Origin of the sequence: Streptomyces sp. NPDC047981 (genome assembly GCF_040653315.1) — a bacterium.
In the GTDB taxonomy this organism is placed as follows: Bacteria; Actinomycetota; Actinomycetes; order Streptomycetales; family Streptomycetaceae; genus Streptomyces.
Genome location: NZ_JBEZNQ010000136.1, coordinates 1 through 11,175, shown reverse-complemented (window position 1 = coordinate 11,175; position 11,175 = coordinate 1). Strand labels below are relative to the sequence as shown.

Genomic DNA, 11,175 nt, shown 5'->3' with positions numbered 1-11,175 from the left:
ACAGGCACCGAACGTCTACGAACAGCAGTCAGCTACTCTGACACTTGCCGCATAACGACACGAACAGGTGTCCACCTTTTGGGGACAAGGCCCCTGGACGCGATCCTCTGCGTGAACCGGACGGGGATCCCGTGGCGCTATCTGCCGCACGACTACCCGCACGGGAACACCGTCTACGCCTACTTCGACCGCTGGTAGGAAAAGGCGCCTTCGACCAGCTCAACACGCTCCTCCGCCGCCAAGTCCGCAGGCAGGAAGGCCGCGAGGAGGAACCTACCGCCTGCGTCATCGACTCCCAGGGCATCAAGACCTCCACCAATGTCCCCGCCTTCGGGCAGGGCATCGACGCCGGCAAGAAGATCGTGGGCCGCAGGCGGAGCATCGTCATCGACACCGTCGGACTCCTCCTCGGAGTGCTGGTCACCGCGGCCAGCGTGCAGGACTCGATCGCCGGCCAGACTCTCAGCGAACGGGTGGCTGTCGAGCATCCCACCGCCCGTAAGACCTGGGGCGGCGGCTACCGCCAGCACCTCGTCGAACATGCCGCCACCCTCGGCATGGGCATGCACATCGTCCGCCGCGACCCCACCACCAGGGGATTCGCCGTCCTGCCCCGTCGATGGACCGTCGAGAGAACGCTGGGCTGGCTCATGAACCACCGCCGCCTCGCCCGCGACTACGACGCCCACCCACACCGCTCCGAAGCCACGATCTACCTCGCGATGATCAACCTCATGACCCGCAGACTTCACCACCGAATCCACCCCGAGCTGGCGCGGCATATGAACCGCATCCCAATCCGGCAATCCGGGATGTCTGGGTGACCACACCGATCAGGCGACTCCCCGGGCATGACCCGACCACAACCAAGCGGACGAACAACCGGGCCCTGTCGGCGGCACGGGCACCGGCCGAACGGAGCATCGCAAGGCCGAAGTTCTGGCGAATCTTCTGCCGAGCCCGCTGCGGCCCCAACCGCATGACCGCCATTGCTGCGGCTCACCCTGGAAAGGCAACGCTGAAAATGCTCACTGCTGAGTGCCGCCCTGGTTCAGGGGGTCTAGAGGGCAGCCGACCGGCGGTCTGCCTGACGCCTGACATACGTGGGGCACGGCGGTGAGCGCCGGGTTCAGGCCGCGCGAGTCGCTCGGAATGCCTCCCAGGTCTGCGTGGAGAGGCTGGGCAGGACATGGTCCAGGACTGCCTTACGGAGGTTAGCTTTGGTGGCTCGGCTGTAGACGAGTTCCCGGAATTCCTCATTTGACATGACGCTACCGAAATATGTAGGGCCATCAATGGTCGGCGGCACCGGAAGAGCCGGTTGGCGATGCATATTAAATGTGTCTCGGCTCTTCGCGCCGTACGGAAATTTCTCTTTGGTACGCGGAGCGTGGAGGTATTCGTCGATGCGGATCGGCCTGTCGTCGAAGTACTCCGTGTAGATCGCTTGATAGTCCGCGTCTGTACGTGCCGTCCGCAACGCGCTCAGCGCCCCAACGTGCCTGCGTTCCCGGTCACCAGCATTGGTCATGACGAAGTCGACGAACTCGTCCCATGCTCTTGTGTCCCGCCCGAATTCCCACAGGTCGGTGAGCTTAGTGAACTCCGCAGTAGCCCCGATGCTCACCGTCAGATCTGTTAGCTCCCGCAGAAGATTCACGGTCCAGGACGGTCCAGTCGGCGTCGACGTCGGCCCTATATCCTGCAGCAGGAGCTTCAATTTACCCTGCTTCTTCGCGAGGAACGATCCTTCGATGGTGAACCCGAACATCGAAATGTCGTCCTGCCCGACAAACACGTAGCGCCTATTTTCCCAAATGAACAGAATAATGCGTGTTCGATCCCCGTTGCGAAGTGACTTGAGGCGCTGTATATTGCCCCTGGCGAGCCCGTCGAAGAAGGTAAAAATCTCTCCCGGCAGTGCCTTTTCTTCCGGTGATTTCCACTCGCGTTTCGCGAAAAGAATAGATGGCGGAGGGGTCTGGTTATCAAAATCAAATTTCATCGTATCATAAGTGCTCCCGTCGTCGCCGCTCGCGTTCTCGCCGGTGATCTCGGCGGCACTAGCCGGAGTGGAGTCCGTGGCTTTGCGAGATATAAGCACCTTTCCGGGTAGAATTTTATTCACGAGAGAAACTATCTCTTCGTCGCTTCCAGCCTTGTCTTCTGGTAGGACATGTATCTCGCCGTGTCGCCTCTGGAGTACTGTGCGGAGCCTGTACTTCACGTCCAGGAAAGGAAACTCATTATCGCGATTGCAAACAGCGGCGAAGGTTATCAGGGCGTGCAGCTTGTGGCCGTCGCTGAAGACGGTTATAAATGCGTTCGCGCCGTCTTGGAGAAGGCTCACGGTTTGCGCGTTCAGGGCGTCGAGGTTAGCCAGAATATTCTGCATCGACTTCTTCTCCATCTCGGCGTTGAGATGGAGAAGGGCATCAGCCAGATACTCGGAGACGAGCGCCTCGCAGCTATTCTGGAGTTCTTGGAAATCTTGAGGATTCATGCCGCCTGCTGCCCTTATTCCGGGGATGAGTCCATACAGGGTGTCGACAAACTGCTGGCCGATCTGGCTCCTGAGGACACGTGTGGTGAATGTAGCTGCGAGGTCGACCGCACCCCAACGGAAATTGAGCTTGCGCTGCCAGTGGGGATGATTATATAGAGCCCAGGTCAGGGCGCTGGAGAGTTCTTCACTGGAATTCAGAAAGTCTTGATGGATGACGTACTCGACAGAGGCCGTAAGCTCTTGGGAGAGAGCGGGTGAGATGCTTCGGAAGCGATTCCAGTCGTATGTCATTTAGTTCTCCCGAATATAGGAAGGCTACCCTGAGTGAGGAAGAGTGGAAGCTCGCACCGTCACACAGAATGATGAGGGGGCGCCCAGCACATCGTTGCAGAACGCTGTATCGGCTCACACTGCCCTTTAGCACGAGGATCTGCCTGGTCAGGCCAGCCAGGATCATTCCGCGGGCCCGGGCCCGTGGTCAGGCCGTGAGTGCGGCCCGGTGTCGCGCGCGAGAACCACAGCGGTGTGCCATCGGACGGGCGATGATCTGCACGTTCATCCTATGTCGGCGGTGCTTCATCGAGTAGTACGGCTGGTCTGCGGCGATCCGGTCGATGGGGGTGCCTGCCCTGCGCCGTCAACTGGTTCAAGCACGGCATCCACGAGCCGGTCGGAGTCGGCCTGCTCGTGGCCCAGTCCCCAGTAGGGTTGCGACCAGCCCGTGCCGATATGGCGTGCGCGGGCGAGGCCCGGCGCCCAGAAATGGGAGCAGTACCGTCGGGCCGCCCCAACTGATCGTTGCAGGGGGACTGCGGACCGGTCCGGTCGACGCAGTCCCCCTGAACGTTGTGCCACAGACGGCGGGCAGGGAAGCGCCCGCACCGCCGCAAGGGCGATCACACCGTGACGCCGTGCTGCCTGAGCCAGTCGGCGGGGTCGAGGAAATTGCCGGCCCCGAACGCCGGCGCGGTCCTCAGTTCGAAGTGCAGGTGAGGACCGGAGCTGTTCCCGGTGCTGCCGACATAGCCCACGAGATCCCCGGCGGCGACACGGTCGCCCTCTCCGACCCGCTCGAGCGACAGGTGCGCGTAGAGGGTGTACGTCCCGTCGTCGTGTCGGATCTGCACGTTGATGCCGTAGGACGGGGAGGAGTCCGCGCCCACGACCGTTCCGGCGGTCACGGCCTTGACCGGGGTGCCGGTCGGGGCGGAGAAGTCGAGACCGGTGTGGTACCCGAGGCTGTAGCCGCTCGACGGGTTCCCGAAGCGCTGGCTGACCGTACCGTCGACGGGTAGTACGTGCTGTGCGGTGACGGGATTGGCCGAGCCGGAGCCGGTCTCGGCCTCCGTGGCCGGCACGGCCGGTGCGGCGGGCACGGGGTCCGTCGACGGCCCGGAGAGTTCCGTCTCCGTGGCCGGAGCAGCCGCAGTGGCCGGAGTCGTCTGCGGGGTCGGCGCGGCGGGGGCGTCGGCTGTGTTGGGGGACGCGTGTCGCTGACTGGGGATCGTCAGCGACAGGCCCGGGTGGATCGTGTTCGGATCTCCCCCGATCGCCATCTCGTTGGCCCGGTAGAGCGGGCGCCAGTTGTCCGCCGAAGCGTCATGCGTGTACCGCAAGGCGATCTTGTAGAGGGTGTCACCGGGAACCACGTGATGGACGACGGCCTCGCCGCGATCGATGGCGCTGACAGGTCGTTGCGGAGCGCTGTCGGGGACGTCAACGCTCCCCTCTTCCCGGCCAGCCGTCGCGGTGGGCGCCGAGGAAGCGGCGCCCTCACGGGCGAGAGGACTGCCGACCTTGACATCACAGGCCCAGGCATTGGGTCCCTGCTGGGCGAGGATGAGCTCGGCGATCTGTATCTGCTGCGCTTTGGTGGCCTGGTACGGGTACTCGGCGCCCGTGATTCCCGGTCCGTCGAAGTCGTCCCACGTCCGCTTCTGGATCTGAAGGCCGCCCGTGGAGTCCGCGTCTCCGTACGGAAGATCCCATCGGCTGCTGGACTCGCATTCAGCGATCCTGTCCCAGGCCGACAGGGAAGCCGCGGACGCCGTCGCCCCCGTGACCAGTGGAAACGCGATTCCCGCCGCACCGACAGCCGTCGCTGCGATGGCGGCATTCGACCGAGCGGCGTTCGCCCTGGGCTTCCGATGCTTGTTGTGCTGAGGCATCTCGGGCCATCCTTTGCAGACGCGCGAAGATCATGGACCGAATGTCCAGAATGACCTGCGAAGTGCCCTGAACCTACGAGTCAGGTGTCGGCGTTCAGAGGGCCGAACGGTCAGCCAAAGGTACGCAGGTGCTGCCCGTTGGGGCGAGGAGATCCACAAGGGAGAGGCCTCGGGCCGTCCGTCCGTACCCTCCACGGAAGTTCCATGACGGAGGGCACACCTGCTGGAAGGCCACTAGGGATTCTCCCTGACGCCCGCTGTGCGTCGCGTGATTCCCGTGGACCCGGTTGATCCCGTACCGCCCCGCACCCGAGGCAATGCGTGGGGAGAGGCGAAAGACACACCCGGAAGCTTCGGAGTGACCGTCGTGTACGTCACTGCTCCTGGTGGCGCGGCCGGGTGCCGCAGTGCCGCAGCAGACGCCGCAACTCGCCGTCGTCCTTGGGCACCGCGCCGTGCCCGGGGGGAGCCCCGGTCGGCGACTGGCGACTAGGGACTTTCCCTGGTCCGGTGCGCGGCGGGCCGCTCGATATTGAGCATGATGCTGACACTCGACACGAAACGGCCGATGGACCCGATGGTCGAGCCCGCGAACCTTGACGATCGCGCCCTGGCTCGCCACCAGGCAGTCTCACAGTGGCTCAAGCGACTCGGCCCTGAGCGTGTGGTGCACGCCCCTGGACTCTTCGGTCACCATTCGCTGGAGACGGGCTGGCGTCCGGACTATCCGCGGGGGCTCAGCGAGCACCTGCTGTACTTCGTCGTCAACGGCGAGTACACCGCCACCGTCGGCACCGAGCGTTGGACGGTCGACGCCGGGAGCGTCATGTGGATCCGCCCGCGCATCGCGTTCACGATGTCAACGCCCGAAGACCGCCGTACCGTCGTCTACCGGTTCCGGCTGGCCGCCGACGGAGAGACCGACGCCTGTCTCGAGCCGGCTGTCCTGGTCCCGGACGTCTGGGAGGTGAGGGCGCTCTTCGACCAGCTCGTGGGTGAACTGGACTCGGTGCTGCCCTTCCGGGCCGAACGCATCCAGGGCATCCTGCTCACGCTCTTCACCGCGCTCTTCCGTAAGGCCGAGGAGAACGCCGCGACGGGCCTGCTGAGCGCGTCGGTCCGTCAGACCATCGAGAAGTTCGTCGACGACCACATCACGGGCCGCCCCACCGTGGCGGATCTCGCCCGCGTCGCGGGGCTGTCCCAGGACTACTTCGCCCGTACGTTCCGCAAGACCTTCGGCGTGCCTCCCCGTGAATGGCTCGTGCGGCGGCGCATCCAGCACGCTGCGCTCCACCTGGACGAGAGCGACAGGTCCATAGCCCAGGTGGCCGTCGCCTACGGATACACGGACAGCTTCCTCTTCAGCCGGCAGTTCAAGTCCGTGATGGGCGTGCCGCCCCAGACGTATCGCGCCCGCTGACGCGGGTCCGGCCACCGTCCTGCCGGCACTCCAGCACCGCTTCGCTACCCGATGAACACGTTGGACGTGGCGACGACGGTGGCGGTGTGCTGGACGGCCGGCTCGTTGCAGGTCGTCGCCGAGTCGCCGGTACGGGCCGCCGCCTTGCCGCCGATGAGGACCGATGAGCTTCCGCGCGAGATCGTGCCCTTGTTGTTGGGGGGCGACTTGAAGACACCGCCCGGGGGGATGTGCGGTGGAGTGTTGAACGCGACGCTGTCGACCGTGGCCGCCGGCTTGCCGCAGATGAGGACAGTCTGACAGCAGCCGTCGGCGATCGTTCCTGTGAACGGCAGCGGCATGGGTGTTTCGACCGGTCCGCCCGGCGAAGGAACCATCACGATGTGCGTGTCCGTCCCCACCACCTTGTCGCCCATCGCCGCCGCGGGTACTCCTGCCATGCTCTGCCGCTCCTTTCTCCCGGTCGGTGATCCAGCGGTGTCAGTTCGCGGAGAGCACGGTGCGCCCGGAGAAGTAGGCCGCCGGTGTGCACGACTCCGCCGTGCTCGTGGTCTGTCCGCCCGGGGCCTGGCAGCGCACGGACAGGATGACCTCTTCGCCGGGGCCGAATTCGATGGGCTCGACGAAGTGGTCGTCGCGGTCCCGGAAGGTGTCCAGGCTGAGCTGTCGCAGTACGGATTCGCCTCGCTGAAGGCGCATGACACCCGTATCGCCCGCCGCGTTCTCGAAGAGGATGTCGCTGATGTAGTACGTCTGGTCGCGGGGAACGGTGAAGCGGGTCGTCACGAACTCGTCCGAGGTCCTGACCTCCGTCTGGATCCGGAAGTCCACCGCCTGGAGGCTGGAGTCCGAGCCTCCGGCTCCGTCCCCGCCGTTCCCATCGCCCGTGCCGCTACCGTTGAGCGCCGGGTAGCGACTCTTGTCGGAGCCGCCCGCCCCGCCCGCTGCCTCGCCTCCGCCGGTACCGCCCCCCGCGCCTGCTCCGCCGTTCGCTCCTGCCCCGCCCCCGCCGGTTCCGGCGCCCCCGGCGCCCCCTCCGCCGGCCGCGGCGGGGTCCTGTCCGGTGGCGACGGCGACCTGCTTGCGCGCTTCGGACTCGACGCTCGGCTTGAGGACGAAGTACCAGAGGGCGAAGAGCGCCATGACGGCGGCGAAGACGGCGAGGGCGAACTTGGCCAGGGCGTCCGAGACGATCGCCGCCTGGACGAGCACGCCGTCCGCCGTCTGCTCCTCATCCTCGTCGTCCTCGTCGACCACCAGGACTTGGAAGGGGAACTGGGAATCGGTGCCGCGCCACTTCCGGGCGGTGGGCTTGACCTTCAGCGGGACGACGACGCCCTTGCCGTAGGCGACCTCCACCTCCTCGTGCTTGAACGCGAACTCCACCTTGGCGTCGGGGTCCGAGGCGTAGAGGTGTGCCTTCAGCGGCGCGTTGCCGCGGTTGTCGACGACGGCGTTGAACCGCCCGGAGAGCTTGCCCCGCTTCGTGGCGGGAACCAGCGTGACGCCGTAGTCGGTGAAGCTGCCGACGGTGACGGCGTACTCCTCCACGACCGAGCCCTCGATGTCCTCGTGCGACATCACGCGGAGCCCGAACGTCACCTCCCCCGCGGCGATTTCCGCCGACCGGGGAGGCGTGAAGACCAGCCGCACTTCGACCGACTGGTCGGGGAAGACGTTCACCTCCGAGGGCTCGGCCGTGATCCATCCTTTGGCCTCGCCGAGGATGTCCAGCTCGAACCGGTCAACGATCGTGCCGGTGTTCATGACCTGGACGGTCCACGTGCTCTCCTCTCCAGGAATCGCAAGGACGTCGGATTCGAGTTGCAAGACGATGGCTCCCACGTGGCCAGAATGCGCGGGCGGCGATCTCCGCCACAGCGACCGAGGGGCGGCGTTCCGGCCCTGAGGAACTGCACGATGGGGCTGCGCGGAGGGCACGCGAGCCCGGATCCGGCGTGCACGTGGACGCGTACCACCTCGCACCGATGAGAACCCCGCAGTAGTGCTGAGCCCCGCAATATTCCCGCGGCGCCGCCGAAGAGCGTCGCGAATGGTCATGCCGAGGTCTTATGGTTGCCGAGCTTGCCAGCAGGGGCTCTTTGGCGTGTGCGGACCCTGGCGTGTGCTGACGCGACCCCAGACGGGACGGGGTCGGCGGCGGCACCCTGTGGGGGCCTCTCTCAGCTTCGTACTCGAACGCGATCGTAGTGACCACCTGAGGCTGATCCTTTGGGGTGGGCACCCTGACAATGGATCTTGATGTTCAGGGAGGGATGTTCCAGGTGGGAGGCAAGTCTCTGTATCCGGAGGAGTCCAGGAATGAAGCTTCCCCTTGATCGTGGACACCTGGAGACTGAGACCTGAGGTTCCAGAGGAAGTAGCACCGGGTGGGAAGCAAGTACACGAAGCGGTACCCCGAGGAGTTCAAGCGGGACGCGGTCGCGCTCGTCGACTCCTCGGGGAAGACGGTCACCGCCGTTGCCCGGGAACTCGGTATCAGCTCCGAGTCCCTGCGCGGCTGGTACCGCCGGGCCAAGGCCGACCAGGGCGAGGGCGCCCCGGGGGGAGCTGACCGGCTCGGAGCGCGAGGAACTGCGCCGGCTCCGCAGAGAAAACCGTGAACAGCAGCAGACGATCGAGATCCTGAAAAAAGCGGCGGCCTTCTTCGTGAAGGAGAGCGACCGGTGACCATGCTGTACCGGTTGATCCATACGGAGAAGGCGAACTACCCGATCGTGCTGTTGTACCGGGTGCTACACGTGGCCCTCCTCCTACGCCTGGCGCGTGGGTGAGGCCGCCCGCCAGGCCCGCCGGGCGGCCGACGACGCGCTCGCCCACGAGATCACCATGCTCCACATCGCCTCCCGTCGCATCTACGGCGTCCCGCGCATCCACGCTGAGCTGCGGTGTCTGGGGCGCCGGGTGAACCGCAAGCGCATCGCCCGCGTCATGCGCGAGCGCGGCATACGCGGCGTCACCCGCCGCAAGCACCGCTCGCTGACCCGGCCGGATACGCAGGCGAAGCCGGCCCCGGACCTGATCGGCCGCGACTTCCACGCCGAGCGTCCCGGGGTCAAGCTGGTCGGCGACATCACCTGTCTCCCGACGGCCGAGGGCTGGCTCTACCTCGCCTGCAGGCTGGACCTGGCCACCCGCGAGGTCGTCGGCTATGCCATGGCCGATCACCATCGCGCCGAGCTCGTCGTCGACGCCCTCGACATGGCCCACGGCCGAGGCGGTCTGGAGCCCGGATGCGTGATCCACAGTCATCGCGGCAGCGAGTACACATCAGCCCGGGTGAATGACGCAACGGGACGTCCTGATAGATCAACTTATTGTCGAGGCAAGGTGATCACCGGGAGTCCCGTTGCAGGAGAAGTCTGTCATCACGCGCAGGGTCGAGGCGGCCGGGGGTCTGTATACGCCCGGCCACTTGGGCGAGCTGCCCCAGACCGTGGATTTCGTGCTGGTGGACACGGTGATTGAGGAGACCGGGTCACGGGAGAAGCGGCTGCGGCTGCTGCCGTCCCGGGTCGTGGTCTACTTCGTCCTCGCGCTGGCACTGTTCGAGGGCTGCTCCTACCGGGGCGTGTGGGGCAACCTGACGGCGGGGCTGGACGGACTGCCGTTGGTGCGTCCGGCGGTCTCCTCACATTCCCGGGCCCGACGGCGCATAGGAGCGGCACCGCTGCGGCGGCTGTTCGAGATCCTCGCCGGGCCCGTCGCCCACCTCGGGCAGGCCGGTTCATTCTATCGAGGGCTTCGGACCGTGGCCGTGGACGGCACTTTGCTCCACGTGCCCGATGAGGAGGCGCTCACCTGGCGCTATCCCAAGCGAGCGGGCGAGAGCATGGAGTTCGGCTACCCGCTGCTGCGACTCGTGGTCCTGGTCGAGTGCGGCACCCGTGCCGTGCTGGCCGCCGCGTTCGGCCCTGAGAGCGACGGCGAACTCACCTACGCAGGCGGCCTGTTGAGTGCCCTGGACCGCACGATGCTCCTGCTGGCCGATGCCGGCTTCGCCGGAGCCGAGTTCGCCCGGGACGTCCAGGCCACCGGCGCGCAGTTCCTGGTGCGCTCCTCCGCCCGCCGGATACCCACCCCCTTCCGGCACCTGGGCGACGGCTCCTATCTGGCCCGGATCGGCTACTGCGTCCTGCCAGTCCTGCTGACCGTCCGCGTCATCGAGGCGTCCGTGACCGTCACCCTGGCTGACGGCACCGTCCGCACCGAGCAGAGGCGCCTGCTCACCGGCCTCCTCGACCCGGCCGCCCACCCAGCCACCGGGCTCGTGGATCTTTACCATGAGCGGTGGCAGTCGGAGACGACGTATTTCCCGATCAAGGCGACCATGCTGGACGGCCGTGTCCTGCGCTCCCGCAGCCTTCAGGGCCTTGACCAGGAGGTCTACGCCCTGCTGACCACCTACCAGGCCCTGATTCGCGCTGCCGCCGACACCGTCTGCACCCGGCCCGGGACGGACATGGACCGCATCAGCTCCACCGTCCTGCAGACCACCGCCGCCGACACCGTCACCACCGCGACCGGAATCCTGCCCCCGGCGGGACCCGCCGACCTCGTCGGCACCATCGGCCGGGCCGCCCTCGACGCCCTGCACCCCGCCCGCCACCGGCACCGCGTCAAGGCCCGCACCCGCAAGAACCCCACCAGCAAGTACGGACCGAACGCCGGACAACACCCCACGGCCAGCCAGAACTACACCGTCCACGCCACCGTCACGTTCTTCGAACACGGACTCGCAAACCGCTCACGGACGTAAACGCAACGGTGTTGGAGTACACATCGACGCAATTCAGGGACCAAATACAGCAGCTGGGGCTGCGACAGAGCTGCGGACGCACCGGATCCTGTTTCGACAACGCGGCAGCGGAGAGTTTCGGGGCCCTGCTCAAGGAAGAGATCGGAACCCGGATCTGGCCCGACCGGGCCACCGCCCGCGCCGAGGTCTTCACCTTCATCGAGACCGGGCCTTGTCCCCAAAAGGTGGACACCTGTTCGTGTCGTTATGCGGCAAGTGTCAGAGTAGCTGACTGCTGTTCGTAGACGTTCGGTGCCTG

At 66.0% G+C, this 11,175-nt stretch carries 8 protein-coding genes and 3 pseudogenes; 6 read left to right on the top strand and 5 right to left on the bottom strand.

Translation table 11 applies throughout. The features are described from left to right. Positions 1-93: 93 nt before the first annotated feature. A pseudogene (locus tag AB0E14_RS38025) lies at positions 94-786 on the top strand (IS5 family transposase); the annotation flags it as partial. A 31-nt stretch (positions 787-817) separates the two neighbouring features. After that, positions 818-1,022 (top strand): annotated as a pseudogene (locus AB0E14_RS38020) (IS5/IS1182 family transposase); the annotation flags it as partial. Between the two features lie 107 nt (positions 1,023-1,129). On the opposite strand, the gene AB0E14_RS38015 reads toward AB0E14_RS38020, so the two are convergent. The 3 genes and pseudogenes from AB0E14_RS38015 to AB0E14_RS38005 form a co-directional block, all read right to left on the bottom strand. Next, entirely contained in the window at positions 1,130-2,797 is a 1,668-nt protein-coding gene (locus AB0E14_RS38015; protein WP_362429562.1) for a hypothetical protein, read from the bottom strand. 203 nt (positions 2,798-3,000) lie between these two features. After that, positions 3,001-3,131, bottom strand: a pseudogene (locus tag AB0E14_RS38010) (IS5/IS1182 family transposase); the annotation flags it as partial. Positions 3,132-3,402: 271 nt separating this feature from the next. Next, on the bottom strand, positions 3,403-4,674 hold the full coding sequence (locus tag AB0E14_RS38005; RefSeq protein WP_362429559.1) for a peptidoglycan DD-metalloendopeptidase family protein: 1,272 nt from the start codon (positions 4,672-4,674) through the stop codon (positions 3,403-3,405). 664 nt (positions 4,675-5,338) lie between these two features. Between AB0E14_RS38005 and AB0E14_RS38000 the strand changes: the two genes are divergently transcribed. Further along, a complete protein-coding gene (locus tag AB0E14_RS38000) occupies positions 5,339-6,097 on the top strand; it encodes an AraC family transcriptional regulator (protein ID WP_362429556.1) in 759 nt (252 codons plus the stop codon). Between the two features lie 44 nt (positions 6,098-6,141). On the opposite strand, the gene AB0E14_RS37995 is transcribed toward AB0E14_RS38000, so the two are convergent. Then, positions 6,142-6,537, bottom strand: a complete 396-nt coding sequence (locus tag AB0E14_RS37995; protein WP_362429554.1) for a PAAR domain-containing protein — start codon at positions 6,535-6,537, stop codon at positions 6,142-6,144. Positions 6,538-6,577: 40 nt separating this feature from the next. Further along, the gene (locus tag AB0E14_RS37990) at positions 6,578-7,927 is read right to left on the bottom strand and encodes a hypothetical protein (RefSeq protein ID WP_362429551.1); all 1,350 of its coding nucleotides are present in this window, start codon (positions 7,925-7,927) and stop codon (positions 6,578-6,580) included. 560 nt (positions 7,928-8,487) lie between these two features. On the opposite strand from AB0E14_RS37990, the gene AB0E14_RS37985 reads away from it, so the two are divergent. The 3 genes from AB0E14_RS37985 to AB0E14_RS37975 all read left to right on the top strand — a co-directional run bounded on the left by AB0E14_RS37985 (position 8,488) and on the right by AB0E14_RS37975 (position 10,877). Beyond that, positions 8,488-8,721: a transposase gene (locus tag AB0E14_RS37985; protein ID WP_362429548.1), complete on the top strand. Its 234-nt coding sequence runs from the start codon at positions 8,488-8,490 to the stop codon at positions 8,719-8,721. A gap of 88 nt (positions 8,722-8,809) precedes the next feature. Then, positions 8,810-9,586 (top strand): IS3 family transposase, encoded by a 777-nt coding sequence (locus tag AB0E14_RS37980; protein WP_362429565.1) that lies wholly within the window; start codon positions 8,810-8,812, stop codon positions 9,584-9,586. Continuing rightward, a complete protein-coding gene (locus tag AB0E14_RS37975; protein WP_362429545.1) occupies positions 9,534-10,877 on the top strand; it encodes an IS4 family transposase in 1,344 nt (447 codons plus the stop codon). Before AB0E14_RS37980 ends, AB0E14_RS37975 begins: the two co-directional genes overlap by 53 nt. Positions 10,878-11,175 lie beyond the last annotated feature (298 nt).